Origin of the sequence: Consotaella salsifontis, from assembly GCF_900167365.1 — a bacterium.
Classification (GTDB): domain Bacteria; phylum Pseudomonadota; class Alphaproteobacteria; order Rhizobiales; family Rhizobiaceae; genus Consotaella; species Consotaella salsifontis.
Genome location: NZ_FUXL01000007.1, coordinates 151348 through 176142 on the forward strand (window position 1 = coordinate 151348; position 24795 = coordinate 176142).

Consider the following 24795-nt stretch of genomic DNA (forward strand, 5'->3'; position numbering starts at 1 on the left):
GCGGCTGGCCGCGCCGATCCTGGCGAACCGCCTCCTCAGCGGTGTCGCGCGCGCAGCGTGTCGGCAGCCACAGCCAGGGCAATGACCACGCCGATGATGACCTGTTGGACGAAGGGCGAGACGTGCAGCAGATTGAGGCCGTTGCGCAGGAAGCCGATGATCAGCACACCCACGACCGTGCCGCCGATTCCGCCGACGCCGCCCGAAAGGCTCGCGCCGCCGATGACGACGGCGGCGATGGTGTCGAGTTCATACCCGATGCCGGAGCTCGGCTGGGCGCTGTCGAGGCGGGCCGACAGGATGACGCCCGCAAGGCCCGCCAGAAGCGCGCACACGGTATAGACCAGGAGAGTGGCGCGCTCGACGTGGATACCCGCAAGGCGCGCCACTTCGGGATTGCCACCGATCGCATAGAGCGCGCGGCCCGCCGGCCGGTATTTCAGAAACACGAAGAAGACGATGGTGAGAACGACCATCGCGGCCACGGTGGCCGACAAAAGACCGAAGTGGCGGATGATCGCCAGACTCGAGAACCAATCGGGAAAGCCGACGATCTGCTGGCCGTCGGTGATGATCGAGGCGATGCCGCGAGCAATCGACATCATGGCCAGCGTCGCGATGAAGGCTGGCATGTTCAGCTTCGTGATCATCAGCCCCGACACCACCCCACACAGTGCCGACACCACCAGGGCGGCAACGATGCCGAGGCCAAACGGCCAGCCGAGATAGTTGCCGAGATAGCCGAGCACCATGCCGGACAGGGCAAGGACGGAGCCGACGCTGAGATCGATGCCGCCGAGAAGGATGACCAGCGTCATACCGATGGCCATCACCCCGATCACGGTGATCTGGTCCATCACATTAAGGAAATTCCTCAGCGTCAGGAAGGTGTCCGATGTAAACGCAAGGAATGTGCAAAGCGCGATCAGCCCGATGAACGGTCCGATGGCTCCGCCGCTGAAATAGCTCGTCCACGAGATCTTGGCGTCTTCCGCCTTCGTCCCGGCAATGCTCGCCATGGCGAACCTCCTCCTGCGTTTCGACGCGCTTGCCCCGTTTCTTCCCACGGCCGTCAGCCGTTGCAGTCGAAATCCTCTCCATCCTTGGACTTCGCTCAACGTGCCCGGCGCATCGGACGCAGGGCGGGCCGTGATCTCGAACTCATCTGTGGCGCTGCGCTCACTCCTCGCTTTGCGAGTTGATGGCGTCGGGCCGACCCAAGCCTCCCGACTTCTGGCTCATCGCAACGCTCGGTTCCTCTTCCGAGCGAATGCCTCAAGGCTGGGCGGGCGCGACGTCGCCAAGCGACCGCGCCACCGCCCGGCGCCAGGCCATCCGCTTGGCCGCGCGCCCTTCTTCCGGCATGAGCGGTTCGAAGCTCCTGCCGCCGCGATTCATCCGGCTGAGGCCGGCGAAGGAGAATATCCCCTCCGCAATCCCCGCCAGATGGGCGACGCCCATGGCCGATAGCTCGGCCGTGTCCGTCCGCGCGACCGTCACGCCGGTCATATCGGCTTCGAACTGCATCAACTGATCATTGCGGGTGGGACCGCCATCGACATGCAGGCGCTCGACCGTCATGCCCGACTGTCGGACGACATCCACGAGATCGGCGATCTGATGGGCGATGGAGTCGAGAGCCGCGCGGGCGATCACGGACCGGCCAGCGCCAAGAGTGAAGCCCGAGAGCGTGGCGACGGCGTTGCCGTCCCACCATGGCGCGCCAAGGCCGTTGAACCCCGGAACCAGATGAACGTTGCCGGCGTCTTCGCAGGTCGCCGCGAGGCGGGCCAGATCACCCGCATCGATGCCGAGAAGGTCCGCCATCCAAAGCAATGTCGAGCCCGCCGAGCGGATGTTCCCCTCGAAGCCCAGCATCGGCTTGTCGATCCACCAAGCCAGGGTCAGGCAGAGCCCGCGATGCAGCCCAGACCCAGACTTGAGGGACGACGGGTCGAGCAGCCCCATCACCGATGATCCGGTGCCCTGGGTCGCCTTGATGGGACCCGGCTCGTAGGCGCCGTGCGCAAAAAGCGCCGAATGGGAATCCGCCATGACGGCGCGCACGGGCACTCCATCGGGCACCGGCGCGAGATCACGGCAGGCAGGGAACGGACCGACCGAGGGCACGATGCGCGGAAGGGCCGCTTTCGGAATGCCGAAAATGTCGAGCAGGGCCTCGTCATAGTCGCCGAGCGCCACGTCGAGGAGCTGCATCCGCGACGCGTTGCCCGCCTCCACGATCGCCTCGCCGCCGAACCGCGACAGAAGAAAACTGTCGATGGTGCCGATGCAAATCTCTCCGGCGCGGGCACGGCTGCGGTCCGGGTCCATCCGGTCGAGCAGCCACTTCGCCTTGATGGCGGAGAACATCGGATCAAGCGGCAGCCCGCTCTTGGCGCGAATGAGCTCGCCATACCCCCTCGCCCGGATGTCGGCGCAACGGTCCTCCGTCCTCTGGTCCTGCCAGGACAGGAGCGGCGTCAGCGCCTTGCCCGTTCGCCGATCCCAGATCACGCAGGATTCGCGCTGCGTGCTGAAGCCGATGGCGGCCACGCGCGGCGCCAGCTCTTCCGTTACGCAGCCGGCGACGGCCTTCTTGACGCTGGCCCAGATTTCGTCCGCATCCTGCTCCACCCAGCCGGGATGCGGCGTCGACTGGCCAAGCGGCGCGCTGCCGCGCGCCACCACGGCGCCCGTGTCATCCACCAGAAGGCATTTCGTCGAGCCGGTGCCCTGGTCGATCGCGAGAATCAGAGGAGACGCCATGGTTCAGCCCCTCAGCTCCTTGATGGCGGCGACGATGCCCTCGGCGTTGAGGTGGAAGTGGTCGAGGAGGAACTCGTTGCTGCCGGTCGGTGCAAATCCTGGAAGCCCGAGAATGCGCATGGGAACGGGATGATGGCGGACGACAATGGCCGCGACGGCCGCGCCGAGCCCGCCCGAGACGATCGCCTCCTCGGCGGTGACAATGGCCCCGGTTTCCCGAGCGGCGGCGATGACGGCGTCTTCGTCGAGGGGCGCGATCGTCGACATATTGAGCACGCGGATCGACACGCCCTCTTCGGCGAGCCTTTCCGAAGCTTCAATGGCTCGCGAAACCAGCGTGCCTGTGGCGATGACCGTCGCCTGCGCCCCCTGCCGCAAAACGTTTGCCTTGCCGCAGACGAACGGCTCGGCCTGTCCTTCGCTCACCGAGGGCACCTTCGTGCGGCCAACGCGCATGAAGACCGGCGCATCGCTCTCGGCCGCCCATTTCACCGCCGACTTCGTCTGGTCCGGGTCGGCCGGCACCAGAACTGTGAGGCCGCTCATGGCGCGTAGCCAGGACAGATCCTCGATCGAGTGGTGGGTCGGGCCGAGCTCGCCATAGGCCATGCCGGGGCTCATGCCGCACAGCACCACATGATACCGGCTATAGGCAACGTCGGCCTTGATCTGCTCGGTCGCGCGTCCCGTCAGAAAGGGAGCGGCGGCGCACACGAAGGGAATATAGCCGCCGTTCGCGAGGCCCGCGGCCACACCGACCATATCCTGCTCGGCGATGCCGACATTGATGAGCCGCGTTGGAAATTCCTTCTGGAAGCCGCCGAGATTGGATGAGCCGACGCTGTCATTGCAGACGGCGACGATGCGGGGGTCCTGCCGGGCCAGCGTGGTCAGCGCCTCGGCGAAAGCCTGGCGGCAGTCGAAGGTGGCGGATGACCCGTTCATCGGCTGAGCTCCTCGAGAGCGCGTTCGACCTGTTCGGGAGACGGAACCTTGTGGTGCCATTCCACGCGATCCTCCAGGAAGGAAACACCCTTGCCCTTGATCGTGTTGGCAATGACGGCAAGGGGCTTGCCGCGTCCCGGCCGGGTGAAAACGTCGTAAAGCGCCGCGTGGTCGTGACCGTCGATCTCGATGGTCTCCCAACCGAACGAGGTCCATTTGTCGGCCAGCGGGTCGAGGCGGTTGGTGTCCTCGGTGCGCGCGCCCTGCTGAAGACGATTGCGGTCGACGACCGCAATGAGATTGTCCAGCTCGCGGTGCCCGGCGGCCATGGCGGCCTCCCAGTTGGAGCCTTCCTGCAACTCGCCGTCCCCGAGCACCACGAAGGTGCGCCAGTTCTTTCCCGAGAGGCGCGAGGCGATCGCGAGACCGACGCCGATGGGCAAGCCGTGCCCAAGGGGGCCCGTGTTGGCTTCGACCCCGGGAATCTTGCGGTTCGGATGACCGTTCAGGATCGACAGCGGCTGCATGAAGGTTTCGAGCCAGTCGAGCGGGAAGAACCCCCGCATGGCGAGCACGGAATAGAGCGAGGCCGCGCAGTGGCCCTTGGAAAGGATGAAGCGGTCGCGCTCGGGCCAATTCGGATTGGCCGGATCAAGCCGCAGCACCCCAAAGAAGAGTGTCGTGGCGATATCGGTGACGGAAAAGTCGCCGCCGATATGCCCGAGATGCGCGGCGCTGATCATCCGAACGACCGACCGGCGCACCTCGCGCGAGACCTCGGCCAGCTGGGCCGCTCGCTCCCCCGCACTGAGGGAAGACAGAATGGCCGGCTCCGGCCACCCGTCGATTGACGCGATTTTCCCGTCAATCATCATGCCTCGCTCCCATTGAATATTTATTCCCCATTGGATTGACTTCCACCGTATGGTGACGTAATTGATCAGTCAAGAGGGTTTTATGGATACTACCGATGCAGGAGCGTACCTTCTCGGCCTATGCGCGCACTTTGCCTTCGCCCGCTCCGCTTCAGCAGCCAGCATCCAAGAAACAGGATGAAACCATCATAGAATTTTTATTCAGGCGACGGGAAAAAGCGTCAGGGTGAGGTAAGACACCGGCACTTGGACCAATCGTTTGGAGGTCAGATGAGTCGGCTCTACGAGCTTCGAATGATGGCGCGCGTCGCCCAGCTCTATCACGAGCAAAACCTGAAGCAGGCCGAGATTTCGCAGCGCATGCACCTCTCGCAGGCGACCGTCTCGCGGCTTCTGGCGAAGGCCGGCGAGGAAGGCATCGTGCGCATCACCATCAATGCGCCGCGCGGCACCTACCCCCAGCTCGAGGACGAGCTGCTCGCCCGCTTCGGGCTGTCGGAAGCCATCGTCGCCGATTGTTACGAGGACAACGAGGAGGCGATCCTGTCGGCTGTCGGCAACGCCGCCGCCTATTACTTCGAAACCACGCTCGGCCCCGACGAGGTCATCGGTATCTCCTGCTGGAGCTCGACGCTTCTGCGCATGGTCGAGGCGATCCACCCGCTGAAGCGCTCCCGCGCTGAGAAGGTGGTTCAGATTCTCGGCGGCATCGGCAATCCGACGGTCCAGAGCCACGCCACGCAGATCACCACGCGGCTCGCGGCCCTTGTCGGCGCCGACCCCACCCTGCTGGCGGCGCCGGGTGTCGCCGCCTCCTCGGCGGCGCGTCTCGTCATGCTGGGCGACGGCTATGTCCGGGCGACGATGGAGGAATTCCGCCGCCTAACCATCGCGCTCGTCGGCATCGGCTCACTCGAGCCGAGTTACATGCTCCACAATTCCGGCAACAGCTTTGCCGCCGACGAGCTGTCCGACCTGGCGCGCCGCGGTGCGGTGGGCGATCTCTGCCTGCGCTTCTTCGATGCCTCAGGCCGCGCGGTCGACAGCCCCTTCGACGAAAGGGTGATCGGCATCACCCTGGATGAGCTGAAGAAGGTGCCGCGCGTCATCGGCGTCGCCGGCGGAGCGAAGAAAACGACGTCGATCCACGGAGCGCTGCTCGGCGGCTGGATCGACACGCTGATCACCGACAAGTTCACCGCGGAGCGGGTGCTGAAGCTGTCCGCTGCGGCGAGGTAATCCACGATCGTACTTTCAGGAGGAAACCATGGCACGATTCGACGGAAAGACAGTAGTTGTCGCGGGAGCCAGCCGGGGGATCGGAGCCGCAATCGCCCGGCAGTTCGCCCGCGAGGGCGCCTCGGTCTTCGTCAGCGCCAATGAGGAACGCGTTCAGGAGGTGGCCGAAGGCATCAAGGCCGAGGGAGGACGCGCCGCATGGTCGGTCCACGACGTGACGGACAAGGCGTCCGTCATCGCGCTCTACGACGCCGCCGAGGCGGCTTTCGGTTCGATCGACATCTCGTGCCAGAATGCCGGCGTGATCACCATCGCCAAGATCGAGGACATGACCGAGGACGAATGGGACAAGGTCATGGCCGTGAACACCAAGGGCGTGTTCCTGTGCTGCCAGGAGGCGATCCGGCGCATTCGCAAGCATGGCCGCGGCGGACGCCTGATCAACACCGCTTCCGGTCAGTCGCGCCAGGGCTTCATCTACACCCCCCATTACGCCGCCTCGAAATTTGGCATCATGGGCATCACCCAGAGCCTGGCCAAGGAGGTCGCGCGGGAGGGAATCACCGTCAACGCCTTCTGTCCGGGCATCATCGACACCGACATGTGGGCCTATAACGATCAGGCGTGGGGCAAGCTGCTGGGCAACTACAAGCCCGGCGAATTGATGGCCGAATGGGTGTCCAACATTCCCATCGGCCGCGTCGGCACCGGCGAGGACGTCGCCAAGGTGGTCGCGTTCCTCGCCAGCGACGACGCCGCCTACGTGACGGGCCAGACCATCAACATCGACGGCGGCATGTTCATGTCCTGAGACCGCTCCGCCAGCCTCAAGCAGCGGCCGTGAGGCGAGAGCATATGGCGGTTGGCAGGAGACGTCCCGCCGACCGCCAAAATGGATGACCTTACGCCAACTCAGAGGAACGTCGGATAGGTGACGCCGCGATAGATCGGTGCCGCCTCATGTCGGTAGATCGGCCAGCCGAGATAGCGCTCCACGGCCTCCTCGACGACATCGGCATGATGTCCACGCACCATGGCGACGTGATGCTCGAACCCGTTGCGCACGATGAAGCCGAGCAGATCCCGCAGCCGCGGAACCTTGGTGACGGCGACCCCGCCGTCGATGGGGAATGGATCGTCGGTGAACTCCCCTTCCCCGACATAGGCCTTGAAGCTGCCGGCATTGTCGTCCGAGGAGAGCCGAAAATAGCTCATCGGGCCGGCCTTGACCTTGCCCTTCACCGCGCCGAAGCACTTCTCGCTGCCGATCACCGTGCCCAGAATGTCGAGCTCCGAGATTTCCGGCGCTTCGCCGATGAACGAGCGGGGAAAATTGCCGCAATGGGTGCAGACGCACTTGTCCGCTTCACGGCCATAATTGTTGTTCCAGTCCAGAATGGCTGACGGCGCGCCCGAAGCGAGCGCCAGCGCGTACATCGAGATCGCTCCCATGACGTCGACCTCGCAGGCGCTCGGCATCAACCGCTCGCCCATCATCGACATCGAAACGCATGTGGCGCAGCCGTAATTATCCTGCAGGGAACGCCAGCACTGGATCGCGCTCGCATCGCAGCCATTCTCCTCGTTCCAGCGATCCACCGTCACGCTCCACTTGGCCTGACGGATCAGTCTTTCCCGACCGATGTGCGGTGCAACCTTCCCGTACTCGGTCAGAGCCGCGAGCTTGCCCTCCACGGCGGCATCGCCCGACGAAAGCGCGCCGGCACCAGCGATCAGTTCGGAAAGATCGACGGTGACGACCGTGATGCCCGCCCGTTGCAGCAGCTTCTCCGAATAGCGCATGGTCTGGAAGGCGCCGGTGCGCGCGCCGATGGCGCCGACCCGTGCGTTCCGCAGCCCCCGCACCGTGCGGCAGATGCGCGAGAAGCGCTCAAGGTCATCGCGAAACTCGTTCCCGGCCACATCGCAGGTGTGCAGCGAGGTGTCGGTGAAAGGCACGCCGTATTGGTGGAAATTGTTGGCCACGGAAATCTTGCCGCAAAACGCGTCCCGGCGGGAGTGGACATCGACCTTGTCGATCTCGTCGTTGGATGCCTGCAGGAGGATCGGCACGTTGAGCCCGGCAAGGTTGATCGTTTCGGCGATGGCGATCTCATCGCCAAAGTTCGGGAGTAGAACCACAAGGCCGTCGATTTCCTCACGATGCCGCCGCAGGAGTTCCGCACATAACCGGGCATCATCGCGGCTCTGGACGGCGCCGTTATCCGTTGCTTCTGCGTCCAGAATGACGTGTCGCAACCCCAGGGCGCCGAGCTGCGCGATGATCTCTGCTCGGCTCGCCTTGGCGGGCTCGCCATTGAAGAACTGCCGACTGCCAACGATCACACCCAATGTGATCGGCTTCTGAAAGTGGCGCATGATCCTCCCCCAATTTTCGCTGTGCTTCTTCGGGAAGCCAGCGTCCACTTCCAGTTTCGTCCTTTTTCTGACGGAGACAAATACCCTTCTCCCGGTTCGTTGAAGCGGCGGAAGGAGCCACGATCGCGGGAGATAATCATGCAAGCGGGTGGTCCACGCGGCGTTCGGCCGCAGACTGGAACACGCCCGTCGAAGCAGCGTCCATCATCGCCCCGTCGCACAAAATGCTCTCTGCATTTTCAATAACCAGAAATATATCTATGGATATTACATAAATACTCTAGGTTGAAATTGTAACGTTTCGTAAATTATATGATTTCGGGCAAAAGATAACCCAAATTTATAATTTTGCCTCTAGCGATATTTGACCTGTTTTCTGTGAGAGATACGCCCATGCGGCTGACCATCCCCCGTAAGCTTGTTCTTTTGGTTGCGACCGCCGTCCTAATGACCATGGCGGCGATGGGCATCCAGCTTCATTCGCTCAACAATCGGATCTGGGCCGACCGTCAGGAGCTTCTGGTTTCGCAGGTCGACGCGGCCCGCTCTCTCGTCGCCTCCTTCGCCGAGCGCGCGAAGCAGGGCGAAATGCCGGAGGAGACAGCCAAGAAGGAAGCGGCCGACGCCGTGCGCGCGCTGCGCTATGGCAATGGAGACTATGTGTTCCTCTACAGCTATGACGGCGTTGTCGTCTCGCTGCCGGATAAGAGCACTCTCGGTAAATCGCGCTGGGATCTGCGCGATGCGAATGGCGTCTACATCGTCCGCGACATCGTCACCGCGGCCAGGAACGGTGGCGGCTTCACGCGGTACGACTATCCACGCTCGGGCGAGAGCGTCGCCTCGCCCAAGCTCAGCTACACAGCTCCCTTCGAACCCTGGGGCTGGGCTATCGGCACCGGCGTCTATGTCGATGATCTCCATACGCAATTGATGCGAGAGATCTACGAGTCGGTTCTTTGGCTGGCAGGAATTCTCCTCGTGCTCGGTGCCTGCGCCTGGCCCATCGCCCGCAGCATTTCGCAGCCGCTCAGCAGGATCACGAGCGTGATGCGGACGCTTGCGGCAGGCAACAAAACCGTGGAGGTTCCCTATGCCGGCCGAAACGACGAGGTCGGTGAAATGGCCGGTGCCGTCGAAACATTCCGGCTCGCAGCAATCGAGCAGGACCGCCTCGAGGCCGAGGCCAAGGCAGCGCGCCAGCACGCCGAGGCCCTAAAAGCAGAGCAGGAAGCGACAGAGCGGGCCAAGGCTGAGGAGCTGCGTGCCTTCGTCGCCGATATTCAAACGGGTTTCGAGCGGCTGGCCGATGGCGACCTGACGGTACGCATGGCACGGCCCGTGGCTCCCGAGTACGAGGAGATCCGGGGCCAGTTCAACCAGTCGATCGAGCGACTGGAGGATACCATCGGATCAGTTGTGACGGCGATCGGCACCATTCGCTCGGGGCTGGACGAGATCAACACCGCCTCCAACGACCTCGCCCATCGCACCGAGCAGCAGGCGGCGGGCCTGGAGGAGACGACAGCGGCGCTGACGCAGGTGTCGCGCGTCGTTCACGAGACCGCCGAAAGCGCGGGCCGGGCCCGGAACTCCGCCGAGACGGCGCGGCAGAATGCCGAAAAGGGCGGGCAAATCGTCGGGCGTGCCATCGATGCGATGGCCGAGATCGAGAAGTCGTCGGAGGAGATCGGCAAGATCATCGGGGTGATCGACGAGATCGCCTTCCAGACCAACCTTCTCGCCTTGAACGCGGGCGTCGAGGCGGCGCGCGCGGGAGAAGCGGGCAAGGGCTTCGCGGTGGTGGCGCAGGAAGTTCGTGCCCTTGCCCAGCGTTCAGCGGAAGCCGCCAAGGAGATCAAGGGCCTCATTTCCATGTCGTCCCACCAGGTCGGCCAGGGCGTGGAGCTGGTGACGGCGTCAGGCAAGAGCCTTGAGGAGATCGTGGCGCAGGTTGCCGCCATGAGCCAGGAAGTGGCCGAAATCGCCAGCAGCGCCCGCGAGCAGGCGGTGAGCCTGAAGGAGGTTTCCACCGCCGCCGACCAGATGGACAAGGTGACGCAGCAGAACGCGGCGATGGTGGAGGAGACGACGGCGGCGGCGCAGTCGCTGGCCAACGAAACCGACCAGCTCGCCCGCCTCATCGCCCAGTTCAGGACGGCGACGGCCACGGCCCATGCGGCTCAGGCCGAACGCTCGGCGTGGCGCCCAGCCTCGAAGCCCGCGACGTCCAGTCAGGTGGCGCCGATGCCTAAGCCGACCAAGGCATCGCCTGCCCGCCCCGTTGTTCAGGCCCGGACGACCGCCGCGACCGCTCGCAAGCCGATGGAGGACGGCTGGGAAGATTTCTAAACCCGGCGCCGGTTGCCGTTCGGTTCAAGATTTGACGGTGCGGCGAGGACGGTTTCCGCACCCGCCCAGTCGGTCTTGCCGTAACGCGTGTTGTCGAGCGGCGCGAGCTTGCCGCTTCCGCTCGACATGTCGCGGATATACTGCATCCCCTGCCATACCGGGAACGGTGCATCCGTCGCCGGCGTCAGCGCCCGCGCGATCTGGATCAGCCCCGACAGCCGCCCGATGCCGCCGGCCCGCAGAACCTTCCATCGATGGCCGCTGAGCCTCGTCATCAGCGTCTCCAGTCTGCGCGGGGATATCTCTGTGCCGGCGATCCGAAGAAAGCGCGGCGCGCCTGCGTCAAGCGCCGCGTCGGCGGTGTAATCCGCCACATCATCCTTTGTGGTGAAGTCGAATGGCTGGTCCGCATCGCCCCAATAGAGAATGCGGCGCCAGCGATGGAGCACGATCGGCGCCTCGCCGGTCAAAAGGTCCGCGAACGCGCCGTTGAGGATCGAGGTCGCCTGAATCGGCGCGGCGTCGATGCGCGTCATGAAACGGCGTCGCAGGTCCATGTTGCGGTTGGCGCCGGGGCGGGTCTTGGTGAAGTCGAGCGAAAAATCCGAGGGGATGAAGCGCGGCACTCCCGCGACGATCGCCGCCTCGAGAAGCCGGCCTTGCGCATCGAGGATCGCCGGCTCCAGCCCGTTCAAAACAGACACGACGCACTCGACACCGTTCAGCGCATCGGCAAGCCCCGCCGTATCGGCCAGATCGACCGGCACCAGGGTGGCGCCACGGGCGTGAACGGCGTCCTGTGCCGCTGCGGGCGTGCCCGGCCGAAGCAAGGCACGCACCTCCACACCGCGCCGGACGAGCGCCGAAAGCAGGCGGGCGCCGAGATCGCCGGTCGCGCCTGCCAGCGCTACCGTCCGCCCGGCGCCGCTGATCACAGCGCGACCTCGCCTTCGTCCTTGCCGTTCCAGTAGTGAATGCGGTTCGCATGGACGTGGATCATCACCAGGCCAGGGGTGTCGATGCCCTGCTCGAACCAGGCATCCAGGTCCTTGGTCCAATGCGCCGCGAACTGGGACTTGTCGCGGATCAACTCGGCTTCGCCTTCCACCGATATGAACAGCGGGCGGCCACCCAGCAGGCCTGTGGACCCCGTGAAGGTCAATCCGACACGCGCGTCGCCCTCGATGTCCGAAACAGTGCGTGCATCTCCATCGGAGAAGAAGAAGCTGTCGCCGCGATAGGCGACCTCGCCGTTGTTGCTCATGGGACGGCTGGCGATCGCCCCCGCCTCGGTGCGGGTTGAGAGCATCCCGAAGTCGATTTTGCTCATCTTTCCGGAAAGGTCTTCCAAGGTCATTCCGGCCATCAAAATCTCCAAAAAACTGAACCATGTTGTTCAGCTGTGCCAACAAGAAGGTGGCCTGCAGAGTTCCAACGCGGAATCGATCTCGCTCGCCATCCGCAGCCGACAATGCCTCTCGTGGGCGCGCCAGCAGCCATCCGCGACGAGACGGGTGACGTCGACCGTCGTATCCTTGGCACGACTACAGCCTTTTCCCGTAGCCCGTATTGGAGCTTACAAGGTGTGATCAGGTCGTGGCTCTGGCGGACGCGGAATGCGGATAATGGAGAACGCCAGTTCCATCGACCGCTGGCGCCTTGCCGTCGGGCCGTGGGAAGCTCCGCACGGTCGGGCAGAGTCTGCCTGCCGGGATCGATCTGCTTGCCCGCGCCGGTTGGTTGAAAGCTTGCAACGAGGCCCAGGCTTCCAGGCGAGGTATCCGGTCCAGAAGCGTACTTCCGGACCGGATCGAAAGGGTCCCGTCAGATGTCGAGGTTGGCGACGGAGAGCGCATTGTCCTGGATGAACTCGCGCCGCGGCTCGACTTCGTCGCCCATGAGCTTGGCAAAGAGCTGATCGGCGTCGATGGCGTCCGGCACCTTGACCTGAAGCAGCGAGCGCGCCTGCGGGTCGAGGGTGGTTTCCCACAGCTGCTCCGGGTCCATCTCGCCGAGGCCCTTGTAGCGCTGGAGCGCCAGGCCCTTGCGACCGACCTCGAAGACGGCGGCGATGAGCTCCAGCGGTCCGGCAAGGGTGCGCTGGGTCTCTTTGCGCGTCAGAACGGGCGATTGCGCATAGACCTCGCCAAGGCGCGGCGCGAGGCGCTTCAGCTGCATCGCATCGGCCGAATGGATGAGCGCCCCGTCGAGAACCCTGACCTCGGCCACGCCACGCACGGTCCGGCTGAAGCGATAGCCTCCCGAAACGGCCTCGCCCTTCCATCCCCGCTCCGTCTCCTCGGCGATGGCGTCGAGACGCTGGGCGATGGTCTCGGCCATGGCCAGTGCCTTGGCCTCGTCGTCGGCGATCTCGGGATCGAAGGCGCCGGCGATCGCCGCCTGCTCCACCACCGAACGGTCATAGCGCGTGTGCAGCCCGTGAAGAACGGAGCGCACCGCAAGCGCGTCGTCGACCGCTGTGCGAAGGTCGAGCCCCGAGCGGACCTCGCCGGAAGAAAGGCGCAGCATCGCCTCCTCCAGGCCGCCGTCGATGAGATAGTTCTCCAGCGCCCGCTCGTTCTTCAGATACTGGGATTGCTTGCCGCGCGTCACTTTGAAGAGCGGCGGCTGGGCGATGTAGATGTAGCCGCGCTCGATCAGCTCCGGCATCTGCCGGAAGAAGAAGGTCAGCAGCAGCGTGCGGATGTGGGCGCCGTCGACGTCGGCGTCCGTCATGATGATGATCTTGTGATAGCGCAGCTTGTCCGGGTTGAACTCGTCCTTGCCGATGGACGTGCCGAGCGCCGTGATCAGCGTGCCGATCTGATCGGATGAAAGCATGCGGTCGAAGCGCGCGCGCTCGACGTTGAGGATCTTGCCTCTGAGCGGCAGGATGGCCTGGTTCTGGCGCGAGCGCGCGCCCTTGGCCGAACCGCCGGCCGAGTCGCCCTCCACCAGGAAGATTTCCGACTTGGCCGGGTCCTTTTCCTGGCAGTCGGCCAGCTTGCCGGGCAGTGAGGTGATGTCGAGCACGCCCTTGCGGCGGGTCAGTTCACGCGCCCGGCGCGCCGCTTCGCGCGCGGCCGCCGCCTCAACCACCTTGCCGATGACGATCTTGGCCTCGCCCGGATTCTCCTCGAGCCACGAATTGAGGCCCTCGTTGATGAGGCTCTCGACCACCGGCCGAACCTCGGAGGAAACCAGCTTGTCCTTGGTCTGCGAGGAGAACTTCGGGTCGGGCACCTTGACGGAAAGGATGCAGCTCAACCCTTCGCGGCAGTCGTCGCCCGAGGGCTGAACCTTCTCCTTCTTGAGAAGGCCCGAGGCTTCCGCGTAGCCCGTCACCTGGCGCGTCAGCGCGCCGCGCAGGCCGGCGAGATGGGTGCCGCCGTCGCGCTGGGGAATGTTGTTGGTGAAGCAGAGGACGGTCTCGGTATAGGAGTCGTTCCACCACATCGCCGCCTCGACGGTGATGCCGTCCTTCTCGCCGATGATGACGATGGGCTGGCTGATCAGCGGCTTCTTCGCCCGGTCGACATAGCGCACGAAGGCCTCGAGGCCGCCGTCGTAATGGAGCTCGACACGCTTCTCGTCGGCCGGCCGCTTGTCGGTCAGGATGATGCGGACGCCGGAGTTGAGGAAGGCGAGTTCGCGCAGGCGATGTTCCAGCGTCGCGAAGTCGAAATCCGTCTTGGTGAAGGTCGCCGGTGAGGGCATGAAGGTGATTTCGGTGCCGGTGGCCGAGCCCGCATCGCCCGTCACCTTCAGCGGCTCGTCGGGCACGCCGTTGGTGAACGACATCTCATGGACGTGCCCCTGGCGCCGGATCTTCATCTTCAGCCAGACGGACAAGGCGTTGACCACGGAGACGCCGACGCCGTGAAGACCGCCCGAAACCTTGTAGGAGTTCTGGTCGAACTTTCCGCCGGCGTGGAGCTGGGTCATGATGACCTCGGCCGCCGAGACGCCCTCTGTCGCGTGAATGTCGGTCGGGATGCCGCGCCCGTCGTCGGTGACGGTGCAGGAACCATCGGCGTTGAGCGTCACGGCCAGGTGGCTGGCATGGCCCGCAAGCGCCTCGTCGATCGAATTGTCCACCACCTCATAAACCATGTGGTGGAGGCCCGATCCGTCGTCGGTGTCGCCGATATACATGCCGGGCCGTTTGCGCACGGCATCCAGCCCCTTCAGCACCTTGATGGAGTCGGCGCCGTATTCGGAAGCGGCAGAACCAGAGGACGTCGGGTTCGTCTCAGACATTGATTTCCTTAGGGCTGAAAAGCGCACGGCGGGACACATGCGAATCGCCGGCCTCGATACCGGGGAATATAAGGATTCGCGGGGCCCAGGCCAAGCGCGACGAGTCCTCGGGAAGGACAAGGTCGTGTGTTGTGACCGAAATTCACCGGGAACCGGCCGTAAAGCCCGGAATTATTCCTCCGCCCTCTGGAGATATGCCCATGAGAAACCGAATTGTCGTGATCCTCGCCGTCCTGGCGCTGACCGGATGCACCACGGCGGAAAGCCAGAGCTTCCTGCCCGACCCCTCGGGCCATCGGATCCACCGGCCGGCGCGCGTCGCGCCGCGCGGCAGCGAGGCCTTCTGCCGCAACTACGGCGAGCAAACTGCACAGAACGCCTATGAGGATTACAGGGACGACGATGACGACGCGACGATCGCGCGCGATCTCATAGCCCAGCAGAACGCTGAAAAGGTGGGGCGATCCGCCTATCTGCGATGCAAGCAGGGACGCCTGAACTAGCCAGCCAGAGCGCCGAGCCGGCGACAACTATCGCGGCCCGGCCACCAGTTCTCGCGACGAATGGCCTATTCGCCTTCCAGGCCGTCGAAAAGTGGAGTGGACAAATACCGCTCGGCGAAGGACGGGATGATGACCACGATGGTCTTGCCCGCGTTTTCCGGCCGCGCGCCAACCTTCATCGCCGCCGCGAGCGCCGCGCCCGATGAAATACCAACCGGCACACCCTCAAGGCGCGCCACGAGACGCGAGGTTTCGAACGCCTCGTCGTTGGAGATGGTGACGATCTCGTCATAGACCCCGGTATCGAGGATGGACGGCGTGAACCCGGCGCCGATGCCCTGAATCTTGTGCGGTCCCGGCTGTCCGCCCGACAGCACCGGCGAGGCCTCGGGCTCGACGGCGACGATCTTCACCTCGGGCTTGCGAGCCTTCAGCACCTGCCCCGTGCCGGTAATCGTGCCGCCTGTGCCGATGCCGGCAACGAGAATGTCGACGTCGCCACCCGTGTCGTTCCAGATTTCCTCGGCCGTCGTCACCCGGTGGATCTCGGGATTGGCGGGATTGTCGAACTGTTGCGGCATGACGGCGCCCGGCGTCGTGGCGATCAGCTCCTCGGCCTTGGCGATGGCGCCCTTCATGCCCTTCGCGCCTTCCGTCAGCATCAGTTCGGCACCGAGGAAACGCAGCATCTTGCGCCGCTCGACCGACATGGTTTCCGGCATGGTGAGAATGAGGCGATAGCCCTTGGCCGCCGCCGTGAAGGCGAGCGCGATGCCGGTGTTGCCGGAGGTCGGCTCGACGAGGGTCGTCTCGCCGGGCTTGATCTTGCCGTCCTTTTCCAGCCGCTCGATCATCGCCACGCCGATGCGATCCTTGACGGAGGCGAGAGGATTGAAGAACTCGAGCTTGGCCAGGAGGTTCGCCTTGACGCCCTTTTCATGCGCCAGCTTGTCGAGCCGCACCAGCGGAGTGTCGCCAATGGTTTCGACGATGGAGTTGTAGATCCTGCCGCGGCCGCGAGTGCGGGCGCCATCGCTGAATTCGGTCATCGTGCCACCTTCTTCCGTCTCGGAACTCGTGGAGCTACGTGCCGCCAGCCCTCGCCAGCGTCTCCACCTGCCGTATGAAACCCAAAGCTAGGGCGCGCGCGCAGCCTACGCGAGAGCCAAAATCGCCAAAGCCGCCGTCCCTATGAAAAGAACTTCTCGTTTGACGCGCGAGTCGCGCAACGATGTTGCGGTGACGCCGATCCATTTGCGGCGCCCAAACGCGCGATCGTCACTTTGCCCGACATTCCAGGCTTTGATTTGAATATCCTGGCGCTCGTTCACCAACGATTTCCGGAGCGGTGGCATCATCGACGAGAACGAGCGATGAAGGAAGCGCAACCATGGCCCGAAACGACGCGAAAGGACGCTCAGCCTGGTGGGAGCTCGCCCTCACGGCCGGCCTCGTCGCCTCCATCGCCGTGGTCGCGGCCTTCTATACCTTTTCGCCGATGGGCGTCGACGCGACGGAAACGGGCGTCACTTTCGCCCTGGTCCTGTCGCTGGCCGGCGTCTTCCTGCACCACATCGTTCTCGGACTTCGGCTATCAAGCCTCAACACGGTCAATTCCGGCCTCATGCGAGCGGCGACGACCGATGGTCTGACCGGGCTCTTCAACCGCGCGACGTTTCAGCGCATGGTGACGCGAGAAATCCGCCGCACCGGCTGGTCCAGCGACAACGGCGCCAAGCACACGCTCCTCATTCTCGATCTTGACCATTTCAAGCGGATCAACGATCAGCTCGGCCATGCCGTCGGCGATGAGGCACTGGTCGCAATCGCGCGGACACTAAAGCGCTCGCTGCGCGCCACCGACCTCGTCGGCCGCCTCGGCGGCGAGGAGTTCGGGATTTTCCTCGCGGGAACCGGCAACGAGGGCGCGCAACTCGCCGCCGAGCGCCTCAGGCGCGCGGTCAGAAACCTGCGCGTCGGCCCGGCTGGAAAGCAGAAGAATCTGTCGGTCAGTATCGGTGGGGCGACCTTCGCCGCCGCCGCGCCCTTCGACCTCATCTATCGCGCCGCCGACCTGCAGCTCTACCGCGCCAAGGAGCGCGGCCGAGATCGCGTCGAGATCACTGCCGGCATCGTTCCGGCAAACGAGGGACGCCGCCGCACGGGCTCGCGCCCCAATGGCCCGATGCTGACGCAGATCCGCTCGGCGCCGAGGTAACTTGGCCAGAAAGGCTCATGCGCTCAAACGCCTGTCGAGCCGAAGCCGCCGCTGCCTCGCGCAGTATCGGAAAGGCTCGCGGCCTCCTGGAAGGCAGCCTGCACCACAGGTGCGACCACAAGCTGGGCGATGCGGTCGCCATGGCGGATGGTGAAGGGCTCGGCGCCGAGGTTGACGAGAATCGCCATCACCTCGCCCCGATAATCGGAATCGATCGTGCCCGGCGCGTTGACCAACGCGATGCCATGGCGCGCGGCGAGCCCCGAGCGTGGGCGCACCTGAACCTCGTAGCCATGAGGGATTTCGAAGGCGAGGCCGGAAGGCACCAGCGCCCGCGCCCCCGGCGCGAGCGTCATCGGTTCTCCCAGCGCGGCCCGCAGATCGGCGCCCGCCGCGCCCGCCGTTTCATAGGAAGGCAAAGGAAGGCCCTCGGCGTGCGGCAGACGCTTGACGGAGATATGAGGGGTCATCGGCCTGCCTTTTCAGCCAGCATGATGGCGAACCGCTCGGCAAGCTTGCGCGCCACCTCATCCTTGGTCATGACCGGCCAGTCCTCGACTCCCTCGCGGGTGAGGAGATGGACGGTGTTGGAGCCGCCGCCCATCACGCCGGTCCCGACTGAAACGTCGTTGGCGACGATCATGTCGGCACCCTTTTTTTCCAGCTTCTTCAGGGCGTTTGCCATGAGATCGTTCGTCTCGGCCGCGAAGCCCACGACCACCGCCGGGCGGTTGGCGCCATGGCCGATGGTGGCGAGGATGTCCGGGTTTTCGGCAAGGGTGAGGACGGGCGCCCCCTCTCCCGCCTTCTTGATCTTGGCCTCCGCCTCCTGCGTGACCCGCCAGTCGGCGACGGCGGCGACGAAGACGGCGATGTCCGCCGGCAACGCGGCCTCCACCGCCTCCAGCATCTGACGCGCCGTCTCGACGCGGCGCACTTCGACCCCTTGCGGATCGGCGATCGAAACTGGCCCCGACACCAGCGTCACGCGCGCGCCAAGCTCGGAGAGCGCGGCAGCCACCGCATGTCCCTGCCGCCCGGAGGATCGGTTGGCGATGTAGCGAACCGGGTCGATGGGCTCGTGGGTCGGCCCGGACGTGACGACGGCGTGGCTGCCCGCCAGCGGCTTTGCCGCCGGCTCGGCCAGCAGCGCCTCCAGCGCCGCGACGATCTCCAGCGGCTCGGCCATGCGCCCCACACCCGCCTCGCCGCTTTCCGCCATCTCCCCCGTTGCCGGGCCGACGAAGGCGACGCCATCCTGGCGCAGACGCTCGGCATTGCGGCGCGTCGCGGGATGATCCCACATCGCCGGATTCATGGCGGGCGCCATCAGCACGGGCGCGCGCGTGGCAAGCAGCACGGCGGCGGCGAGATCATCGGCGAAGCCGGCGGCCAACTTGGCCATGCGCTCGGCCGTCGCGGGCGCGACGACCACGGCGTCAGTCTCGCGCGCCAGCCGAATATGGCCGACATCGTGCTCGTCCTGACGGTCGAACAGGTCGCAATGAACATGGGCGGCGGAGAGCGCGCCGACGGCCAGCGGCGTGATGAACTCCTCGGCGGCCTTGGTCATCACCGGCGTCACCCGCGCGCCGCGCTCTCGCAGGCGCCGGATGAGGTCGAGCGCCTTATAGGCGGCGATGCCGCCGGAAATGATCAGGAGAATGCGCTTGTTGGTGAGGGACATGGCACGCACCGCTCTTCAGAACCGGCCTTCCTATGGCCGAAAACGCCTCGCGGCGAAAGATTGCCCTCGCGCCGCGCGCCCCTCGCCTCAGCCAAAAATCTGGCTAAGGGCGAGGGAAAGGAGCGACAGCGCGATGATCCACTGGGCGATGCGGCCGGAAATGATGCTGGTCCGGCGCTCGGTGGCGAGGCGCTCCAGAGCGGCGTCATCGATCCTGAAGCCGTTCTCGATGAGGCTGGGCAAGGACCGCGAAAGGATCTCCAGCCCGACAGAGGCTTCCGGCAGCGTGTCGAGAATGCGCATCAAGGCCTTCACCCCGTCGCGCGCGTCCTGCAGCTTGGCGCTCGGCCCGAGCTGACGGGAGATCGCGTCGGCGACCACCGGCTCGGCCGCTTCCCACATGTTGAACTGAGGGTCGAACGACCGGCTGACGCCTTCCACCACGACCATCGTCTTCTGAAGCAGGATCAGCTCCGGCCGCGTCTCCATATCGAAGAGCTCCGTCACCTCGAAGAGAAGCGTGAGGAGATGAGCCATGGAGATGGTCTCGGCCGACTGGCCGTGAATCGGCTCGCCGATGGCGCGGATCGCCTGGGCGAAGCTGGCGACATCGTGCTTTCTCGGCACGTAGCCCGCCTCGAAGTGAACCTCGGCGACGCGCAGGTAATCGCGCTTGATGAAGCCGTAGAGGATTTCGGCGAGGAAGCGCCGCTCCTTGAAGGCAAGGCGGCCGACGATGCCGAGATCGACCGCCACCACCGCCCCATCGGGGGCGACGAAGAGGTTGCCGGGGTGCATGTCGGCATGGAAGAAGCCGTCGCGCATCGAATGGCGCAGGAAGGTCTGGACGATCGTGACCGCCAGCGCCTTGAGATCGTGCCCTGCCGCCGCGACGGCCGCGACGTTGTTGAGCTTGATGCCCTCGACCCAATCCATGGTGACGACATCACGCCCCGTCCGCTCCCAGTCGACGGTCGGCAGACGGAAGCCCGGATCGTCGGCGGTGTTCACCGCCATCTCGGAATAGGCGGCCGCCTCGAGGCGCAGATCCATCTCGATCCGGGTGGACTGAGCCAGCGTATCGACGATGGCGACGGGCCGCAGGCGCCGCGCGCCCGGCAGGAACCGCTCCACCCGTTGGGCGGCGAAGTAGAAGACACGAAGGTCGTGCCAGAAGCGCGTCCTCACGCCTGGCCGTATCACCTTGACGGCGACGTCGCGCTCGCGCCCGTCGGCAAGGCGCACCCGGGCGCGGTGGACCTGGGCGATGGACGCGGCGCCCACCACGTCACCGAATTCGAGGAAGAGATCGTCGATACGGCGGCCGAGCGAGAACTCGATCTCGTCGATCGCCTCGTCCCTGGAGAAGGGCGGCACCTTGTCCTGGAGCTGTTCCAGCTCGCGCGCGATCTCGGCGCCGACAATGTCCGGCCGGGTGGCGAGAAACTGCCCGAGCTTCACATAGGATGGGCCCAGCCGATTCAGCGCGCGCGACAGACGCTCCGAGCGGGCGCGCTCGCCCGAGGATGGACGCGCGATCAGCCGGCAGATGCGATGTGCGAGAAGAAAGGCCGGCGGCAGCCCCTCCACCGGCAAGGCGGCGATGACGCCTTCACGCGCCAGGACATAAGCGACACGAACGAGGGCGAGGGTTCCCGAAATGGGGTTCATGCGGGCCTTTTCCCCTCACCTTCACGACCTTCACGCGCGCGGCGGCATCCTTCGATCATGCCGACGCCCCAGCGCTTTTCGACAACCGCCATTCCCATCGCGTCCGTCAGAACTTCCAGGCTGAATGGATGGCGGCGATTCCACCGGACAGATTGCGATGGGTGACGCGCTCGAAGCCGGCCACGCCAATCATCGAGGCGAAATTGGCCTGATTGGGGAAGCGGCGGATGGATTCCACCAGATATTCGTAGGAATCGCGGTCGCCCGCCACGCGCTCGCCGATCGCCGGAATGGCCTTGAAGGACCACACGTCATAAAGCCGGTCGAGGCCCGGAACATCCACCTCCGAAAACTCCAGACAGAGAAAACGGCCGCCCGGCTTCAGGACGCGGTGGGCCTCGGCCAGCGCCTTGTCGATTCGCGGAACGTTACGGATGCCGAAGGCGATCGTATAGGCGTCGAACGTCTCGTCTGGCAGGTCAAGCGCCTCGGCGTTGCCTTCGATAAAGGTGAGGTTCTTGTCGAACCCGCGCTTCTTCGCGCGCTCGGCCCCGACCTCCAACATCGAGGCGTTGATGTCGAGCACGGTTCCCTCGGCGTTGTCGCCAGAGGCGCGGACGATGCGCTGCGCGATGTCGCCGGTGCCGCCGGCGACGTCGACGAAGCGCCATCCCGGCCGACGCGGCGGAGAGAGCCACGAAACCATGGCGTCCTTCCACAGGCGATGAAGCCCGCCGGACATGAGGTCGTTCATCAGGTCGTAGCGCCGCGCCACCTTATGAAAGACGTCGTTGACCCGCGCCTGCTTCTCCTCGCGGCCCGCCACCTTGGCAAAGCCGTATGAGGTTTCCATTCCCTCCGCCCCGGTCTCACGCGTTCGCGACATTTGAACCCCACTCGATCGACGTGTTCGGCCGCGATGCGGCACGGCCGGCCGGCGGTCGTTGCCCGCCTCAGGCGGGACACTTATACCAACCTGCGCCAAGTGGAAGCCTCGCATGTCGATTGCCCCCGCGATCCCGCCGGTTTTCCCCGAAGCGCAAGCGACGTCATGGCGAATGAGGATAGCGTGCCAGAACTGCCGGAAGTGGAAACGGTGCGACGCGGGCTTCAGCCGGTGATGGAGGGCGCGACGATCGCGGACGTGACGCTGCGCCGGCCCGATCTGCGCCTGCCGCTGCCCGAGCGGTTCGCCGAGCGGCTTGCCGGGCGGGGGATCGACCATCTCGGCCGGCGGGCCAAATATCTCCTGGCCGAACTCGACGACGGCACGACATTGGCGATCCACCTCGGCATGTCGGGCTCCATGCGCATCGAGGCCGCTGACGACGCCACAGCCGATGCCCGCGCACGGGTGCCCGGCGCGTTCCTGTTTCCGCGCTCCACGACGCTCACCCACGACCACGTCGTCTTCCACCTCAAGGACGGCCCGTCGGGTCCGGCAACGATCGTCTTCAACGATCCACGCCGCTTCGGGTTGATGACTCTCATCGAGCCCGGCGGCATGGAGACCCATCCCCTCTTTCGCCACCTCGGTATCGAGCCGACAGGCAACGCACTTTCGGGCGAGGCACTGGCCCGCCTCTTCGCAGGCAAGGCCGCGCCCCTCAAGGCGGCGCTTCTCGACCAGCGCCTGATCGCCGGCCTCGGCAACATCTATGTCTGCGAGGCGCTGTGGCGCGCCCGCCTCTCTCCGCGCCGCGCCGCCGGCAGCCTCGTCACCCGCGACGGCAAGGCCACCAAACGCCTCGAGGCCTTGGCTCTTTCGGTTCGGGAGACCATTGCCGACGCCATCGCCGCAGGCGGTTCGACCCTCAAGGATTACCGGCAGGCCGACGGCTCGCTCGGCTATTTCCAGCATTCCTTCGCGGTCTACGGCCGCGAGGGCGAGGCGTGTCGGCACGAGAACTGCCGCGGCATCATCTCACGCATCGTCCAGTCCGGCCGCTCCACTTTCTTTTGTCCGATCTGCCAGCGCTGAGCATCGAGGCGTTCGGTCCGGCTTGCAACCAGCCTTGGCTGACATAAGCTCAACGAAAGACTGGCATCAAAAGAGAGTGAATCATGGCTTACGAGACGATCCGGGTTGAGGTCAGGGGGCGCGTCGGCCTCGTCACGCTGCATCGGCCGGCGGCCATGAACGCGATGAGCACGACCCTGCTCAAGGAGCTGATGCAGGCGCTCGTCGCCTTCGACAAGGATCAGAAGATCGGCGCCATCGTCGTCACCGGGTCGGACAAAGTCTTCGCCTCCGGTTTTGACGTCAAGGAGATGCAGTCCCTCGACTTTCCCGACATCTTCTATGGCGACTTCCCCAACGAGGGGGAACGAATCGCCGACATCCGCAAGCCGATCATCGCCGCCGTCGCCGGCTTCGCGCTCGGCGCGGGATGCGAACTCGCCCTTGCCTGCGACATCCTGTTTGCTGCCGATAGCGCCAAGTTCGGCCTGCCCCAGATCACCCTCGGCATTCTGCCTGGCATGGGCGGCACACAGCGTCTGGCGCGCTCCATCGGCAAGGCCAAGACGATGGACCTGTGCCTCACCGGCCGCATGATGGGAGCCGAGGAGGCGGAGCGCTGCGGCCTGGTTGCACGGGTCGTTCCCGCCGCCAACCTTCTGGAGGAGGCGCTTCGCACCGCCGACCGGATTTCCGACTTCTCCCTACCCGCCGTGATGATGGCCAAGGAGGCGGTGGCGCGAGCTTACGAAACCCCGCTGAGCGAGGGGCTGGTGGCCGAGCGTCGGCTGTTCCAGGCCGCCTTCGCCCTGGATGACCGGGCCGAGGGCATGCAGGCTTTCGTCGAAAAGCGCGAGGCGCAGTTCAAAAATCGCTGAGCGAGGCAAATAAGGCTGCGCTGACGCTCGGAGACGGCGCTCTGGCCCCACCTCAAACCAGGATTTTGCGGTTCTGGCCACCCGGCCCCATCATCCTCGGTTGAAAAAGCGCGAACAGCCGCACAGCCGCGTTGACGGCTCCGCTCGCGATGCCTATAAGGAGCGCGACATTTGGCGGCTCCTCCTGGGGCCGTTGTTTTCGTGTGTGGCTCAGCTTGCCTGCCCACGCCCGCGGAACAAGAGCCCTAACGAGAGAGACGACCCATGGCCAATACGTCGTCGGCCAAAAAGGCCACGCGAAAGATCGCGCGACGCACCGAGATGAACAAGAACCGCCGCTCCCGCGTGCGCACTTATCTGCGCCGCGTCGAGGAGGCCCTGGCCTCCGGCGACAAGGACGCCGCGGTCGGCGCCTTCCATGCGGCGGAGCCGGAGCTGATGCGCGCCGCCTCCAAGGGCGTGTTCCACAAGAACACCGCCTCGCGGAAGGTATCCCGCCTGGCTGCCCGCGTGAACGCCCTCGTCACCGCCGGCTGATCAGCGTCTTCTTAGGACAGAATTGGAGGCTCGACCCTTGGTCGGGCCTCTTTTGATTCACGGCGCATGACAGCGAGTCGGCGCCGTCATGGAGCTGCGGCGTCCACTTCCCTCCCAATTGCAACTTCGCATATTTTTATTTTTAATTTCAGTTATTTATCCGAGGTCGCGCAAAGCCATAAAAACGCTAAGCCGGCATTCGGCGAGACTCGCAGAGTCAAGAGGCGAAGGCGCGAATTTTTTATATTTTGGGCCGTACCCACCGCTTTCTCCACGCGCCACTCACAGCTTGCCTTGAGAATCAGGGTATTGGCCGGCGCGACAAAAGCGCGCCTATCGCATCCGCGCCACACTGCGCGAAGCTGCAAGGCGATTTCCCGGATTCGTCTCTTGCCCGCCGCAGCGTCCTTGCGTACTTTCCCCTTCGCTGAAGAGAAGGAAGACCAAGTGCGGAGCTTGCCGAACATTTCCAGAGCCACATCTTTTAGGCTTCCCGCTCTGGAAGCAACCAGCGGCATTGAC

The 24795-nt window shown here is 64.9% G+C and carries 23 protein-coding genes; 8 read left to right on the top strand and 15 right to left on the bottom strand.

Annotated features, from left to right (window positions below):
- Window positions 1–35: 35 nt before the first annotated feature.
- The 4 genes from B5D38_RS11860 to B5D38_RS11875 form a co-directional block, all read right to left on the bottom strand.
- Window positions 36–1019 (bottom strand): ABC transporter permease, encoded by a 984-nt coding sequence (locus B5D38_RS11860; RefSeq protein WP_078708637.1) that lies wholly within the window; start codon window positions 1017–1019, stop codon window positions 36–38.
- Between the two features lie 256 nt (window positions 1020–1275).
- Entirely contained in the window at window positions 1276–2769 is a 1494-nt protein-coding gene (locus tag B5D38_RS11865; RefSeq protein WP_078708638.1) for an FGGY family carbohydrate kinase, read from the bottom strand.
- Between the two features lie 3 nt (window positions 2770–2772).
- The gene (locus tag B5D38_RS11870; protein ID WP_078708639.1) at window positions 2773–3714 is read right to left on the bottom strand and encodes a transketolase family protein; all 942 of its coding nucleotides are present in this window, start codon (window positions 3712–3714) and stop codon (window positions 2773–2775) included.
- Complete coding sequence (locus B5D38_RS11875) at window positions 3711–4589, bottom strand: transketolase (RefSeq protein ID WP_280949387.1); 879 nt, start codon at window positions 4587–4589, stop codon at window positions 3711–3713. Before B5D38_RS11875 ends, B5D38_RS11870 begins: the two co-directional genes overlap by 4 nt.
- Window positions 4590–4859: 270 nt before the next feature.
- Here B5D38_RS11875 and B5D38_RS11880 point away from each other — a divergent pair, with 270 nt between their 5' ends.
- Together B5D38_RS11880 and B5D38_RS11885 are read left to right on the top strand one after the other, a co-directional pair.
- On the top strand, window positions 4860–5828 hold the full coding sequence (locus B5D38_RS11880) for a sugar-binding transcriptional regulator (RefSeq protein WP_078708733.1): 969 nt from the start codon (window positions 4860–4862) through the stop codon (window positions 5826–5828).
- 28 nt (window positions 5829–5856) lie between these two features.
- Entirely contained in the window at window positions 5857–6639 is a 783-nt protein-coding gene (locus B5D38_RS11885; protein WP_078708640.1) for an SDR family oxidoreductase, read from the top strand.
- A 101-nt stretch (window positions 6640–6740) separates the two neighbouring features.
- On the opposite strand, the gene B5D38_RS11890 is transcribed toward B5D38_RS11885, so the two are convergent.
- Window positions 6741–8207 carry an L-fucose/L-arabinose isomerase family protein gene (locus B5D38_RS11890; protein WP_078708641.1) on the bottom strand — a complete coding sequence of 489 codons (1467 nt, stop codon included), beginning with the start codon at window positions 8205–8207 and terminating at the stop codon, window positions 6741–6743.
- A 393-nt stretch (window positions 8208–8600) separates the two neighbouring features.
- Between B5D38_RS11890 and B5D38_RS11895 the strand changes: the two genes are divergently transcribed.
- Complete coding sequence (locus B5D38_RS11895) at window positions 8601–10559, top strand: methyl-accepting chemotaxis protein (RefSeq protein WP_078708642.1); 1959 nt, start codon at window positions 8601–8603, stop codon at window positions 10557–10559.
- Here B5D38_RS11895 and B5D38_RS11900 read toward each other — a convergent pair.
- The 3 genes from B5D38_RS11900 to gyrB all read right to left on the bottom strand — a co-directional run bounded on the left by B5D38_RS11900 (window position 10556) and on the right by gyrB (window position 14819).
- Window positions 10556–11494 (bottom strand): aromatic alcohol reductase, encoded by a 939-nt coding sequence (locus B5D38_RS11900; protein WP_078708643.1) that lies wholly within the window; start codon window positions 11492–11494, stop codon window positions 10556–10558. The two genes, B5D38_RS11895 and B5D38_RS11900, sit on opposite strands and share 4 nt — an antisense overlap.
- On the bottom strand, window positions 11491–11925 hold the full coding sequence (locus B5D38_RS11905) for a pyridoxamine 5'-phosphate oxidase family protein (RefSeq protein ID WP_078708644.1): 435 nt from the start codon (window positions 11923–11925) through the stop codon (window positions 11491–11493). Before B5D38_RS11905 ends, B5D38_RS11900 begins: the two co-directional genes overlap by 4 nt.
- A 458-nt stretch (window positions 11926–12383) precedes the next feature.
- On the bottom strand, window positions 12384–14819 hold the full coding sequence (gyrB, locus tag B5D38_RS11910) for a DNA topoisomerase (ATP-hydrolyzing) subunit B (protein WP_078708645.1): 2436 nt from the start codon (window positions 14817–14819) through the stop codon (window positions 12384–12386).
- Between the two features lie 200 nt (window positions 14820–15019).
- On the opposite strand from gyrB, the gene B5D38_RS11915 reads away from it, so the two are divergent.
- Window positions 15020–15322 carry a hypothetical protein gene (locus B5D38_RS11915; RefSeq protein ID WP_078708646.1) on the top strand — a complete coding sequence of 101 codons (303 nt, stop codon included), beginning with the start codon at window positions 15020–15022 and terminating at the stop codon, window positions 15320–15322.
- 65 nt (window positions 15323–15387) lie between these two features.
- On the opposite strand, the gene cysK is transcribed toward B5D38_RS11915, so the two are convergent.
- On the bottom strand, window positions 15388–16371 hold the full coding sequence (cysK, locus tag B5D38_RS11920; protein WP_078708647.1) for a cysteine synthase A: 984 nt from the start codon (window positions 16369–16371) through the stop codon (window positions 15388–15390).
- A gap of 105 nt (window positions 16372–16476) precedes the next feature.
- A complete protein-coding gene (locus B5D38_RS22210; RefSeq protein ID WP_165690843.1) occupies window positions 16477–16653 on the bottom strand; it encodes a hypothetical protein in 177 nt (58 codons plus the stop codon).
- A gap of 59 nt (window positions 16654–16712) precedes the next feature.
- On the opposite strand from B5D38_RS22210, the gene B5D38_RS11925 reads away from it, so the two are divergent.
- A complete protein-coding gene (locus tag B5D38_RS11925) occupies window positions 16713–17540 on the top strand; it encodes a GGDEF domain-containing protein (protein ID WP_078708648.1) in 828 nt (275 codons plus the stop codon).
- 23 nt (window positions 17541–17563) lie between these two features.
- Here B5D38_RS11925 and dut read toward each other — a convergent pair whose 3' ends face one another.
- From dut to ubiE, 4 genes are all read right to left on the bottom strand, one after another.
- Complete coding sequence (gene dut / locus B5D38_RS11930) at window positions 17564–18010, bottom strand: dUTP diphosphatase (RefSeq protein ID WP_078708649.1); 447 nt, start codon at window positions 18008–18010, stop codon at window positions 17564–17566.
- Window positions 18007–19227 carry a bifunctional phosphopantothenoylcysteine decarboxylase/phosphopantothenate--cysteine ligase CoaBC gene (coaBC, locus tag B5D38_RS11935; RefSeq protein WP_078708650.1) on the bottom strand — a complete coding sequence of 407 codons (1221 nt, stop codon included), beginning with the start codon at window positions 19225–19227 and terminating at the stop codon, window positions 18007–18009. The genes dut and coaBC overlap by 4 nt, the downstream gene beginning before the upstream one ends.
- Before the next feature lie 87 nt (window positions 19228–19314).
- Complete coding sequence (gene ubiB, locus B5D38_RS11940; protein WP_078708651.1) at window positions 19315–20898, bottom strand: 2-polyprenylphenol 6-hydroxylase; 1584 nt, start codon at window positions 20896–20898, stop codon at window positions 19315–19317.
- A gap of 106 nt (window positions 20899–21004) precedes the next feature.
- Window positions 21005–21784, bottom strand: coding sequence for a bifunctional demethylmenaquinone methyltransferase/2-methoxy-6-polyprenyl-1,4-benzoquinol methylase UbiE (ubiE, locus tag B5D38_RS11945; RefSeq protein ID WP_078708652.1), 780 nt, complete (start codon window positions 21782–21784; stop codon window positions 21005–21007).
- A 183-nt stretch (window positions 21785–21967) separates the two neighbouring features.
- Here ubiE and mutM point away from each other — a divergent pair, with 183 nt between their 5' ends.
- The 3 genes from mutM to rpsT all read left to right on the top strand — a co-directional run bounded on the left by mutM (window position 21968) and on the right by rpsT (window position 24273).
- On the top strand, window positions 21968–22879 hold the full coding sequence (gene mutM, locus B5D38_RS11950; protein WP_078708734.1) for a bifunctional DNA-formamidopyrimidine glycosylase/DNA-(apurinic or apyrimidinic site) lyase: 912 nt from the start codon (window positions 21968–21970) through the stop codon (window positions 22877–22879).
- A gap of 83 nt (window positions 22880–22962) precedes the next feature.
- Entirely contained in the window at window positions 22963–23736 is a 774-nt protein-coding gene (locus B5D38_RS11955) for an enoyl-CoA hydratase (RefSeq protein WP_078708653.1), read from the top strand.
- Between the two features lie 264 nt (window positions 23737–24000).
- A complete protein-coding gene (gene rpsT, locus B5D38_RS11960) occupies window positions 24001–24273 on the top strand; it encodes a 30S ribosomal protein S20 (RefSeq protein WP_078708654.1) in 273 nt (90 codons plus the stop codon).
- A 152-nt stretch (window positions 24274–24425) separates the two neighbouring features.
- Here the strand turns inward: rpsT and B5D38_RS22050 are convergent, their stop codons facing one another.
- A complete protein-coding gene (locus B5D38_RS22050) occupies window positions 24426–24791 on the bottom strand; it encodes a hypothetical protein (RefSeq protein ID WP_131829910.1) in 366 nt (121 codons plus the stop codon).
- Window positions 24792–24795 lie beyond the last annotated feature (4 nt).

What these genes read in the sequence shown, in the direction of transcription:
- B5D38_RS11860 (WP_078708637.1), bottom strand. Translation starts at nt 1,019, where the DNA reads ATGGCGAGCATTGCCGGGACGAAGGCGGAAGACGCCAAGATCTCGTGG.
- coaBC (WP_078708650.1), bottom strand. Translation starts at nt 19,227, where the DNA reads ATGTCCCTCACCAACAAGCGCATTCTCCTGATCATTTCCGGCGGCATC.
- B5D38_RS11880 (WP_078708733.1), top strand. Translation starts at nt 4,860, where the DNA reads ATGAGTCGGCTCTACGAGCTTCGAATGATGGCGCGCGTCGCCCAGCTC.
- B5D38_RS22050 (WP_131829910.1), bottom strand. Translation starts at nt 24,791, where the DNA reads ATGCCGCTGGTTGCTTCCAGAGCGGGAAGCCTAAAAGATGTGGCTCTG.
- cysK (WP_078708647.1), bottom strand. Translation starts at nt 16,371, where the DNA reads ATGACCGAATTCAGCGATGGCGCCCGCACTCGCGGCCGCGGCAGGATC.
- rpsT (WP_078708654.1), top strand. Translation starts at nt 24,001, where the DNA reads ATGGCCAATACGTCGTCGGCCAAAAAGGCCACGCGAAAGATCGCGCGA.
- dut (WP_078708649.1), bottom strand. Translation starts at nt 18,010, where the DNA reads ATGACCCCTCATATCTCCGTCAAGCGTCTGCCGCACGCCGAGGGCCTT.
- B5D38_RS11885 (WP_078708640.1), top strand. Translation starts at nt 5,857, where the DNA reads ATGGCACGATTCGACGGAAAGACAGTAGTTGTCGCGGGAGCCAGCCGG.
- B5D38_RS11875 (WP_280949387.1), bottom strand. Translation starts at nt 4,589, where the DNA reads ATGATGATTGACGGGAAAATCGCGTCAATCGACGGGTGGCCGGAGCCG.
- ubiB (WP_078708651.1), bottom strand. Translation starts at nt 20,898, where the DNA reads ATGAACCCCATTTCGGGAACCCTCGCCCTCGTTCGTGTCGCTTATGTC.
- B5D38_RS11870 (WP_078708639.1), bottom strand. Translation starts at nt 3,714, where the DNA reads ATGAACGGGTCATCCGCCACCTTCGACTGCCGCCAGGCTTTCGCCGAG.
- B5D38_RS11865 (WP_078708638.1), bottom strand. Translation starts at nt 2,769, where the DNA reads ATGGCGTCTCCTCTGATTCTCGCGATCGACCAGGGCACCGGCTCGACG.
- ubiE (WP_078708652.1), bottom strand. Translation starts at nt 21,784, where the DNA reads ATGTCGCGAACGCGTGAGACCGGGGCGGAGGGAATGGAAACCTCATAC.
- B5D38_RS11890 (WP_078708641.1), bottom strand. Translation starts at nt 8,207, where the DNA reads ATGCGCCACTTTCAGAAGCCGATCACATTGGGTGTGATCGTTGGCAGT.
- B5D38_RS11955 (WP_078708653.1), top strand. Translation starts at nt 22,963, where the DNA reads ATGGCTTACGAGACGATCCGGGTTGAGGTCAGGGGGCGCGTCGGCCTC.
- gyrB (WP_078708645.1), bottom strand. Translation starts at nt 14,819, where the DNA reads ATGTCTGAGACGAACCCGACGTCCTCTGGTTCTGCCGCTTCCGAATAC.
- B5D38_RS11905 (WP_078708644.1), bottom strand. Translation starts at nt 11,925, where the DNA reads ATGGCCGGAATGACCTTGGAAGACCTTTCCGGAAAGATGAGCAAAATC.
- B5D38_RS11915 (WP_078708646.1), top strand. Translation starts at nt 15,020, where the DNA reads ATGAGAAACCGAATTGTCGTGATCCTCGCCGTCCTGGCGCTGACCGGA.
- B5D38_RS11895 (WP_078708642.1), top strand. Translation starts at nt 8,601, where the DNA reads ATGCGGCTGACCATCCCCCGTAAGCTTGTTCTTTTGGTTGCGACCGCC.
- B5D38_RS11925 (WP_078708648.1), top strand. Translation starts at nt 16,713, where the DNA reads ATGGCCCGAAACGACGCGAAAGGACGCTCAGCCTGGTGGGAGCTCGCC.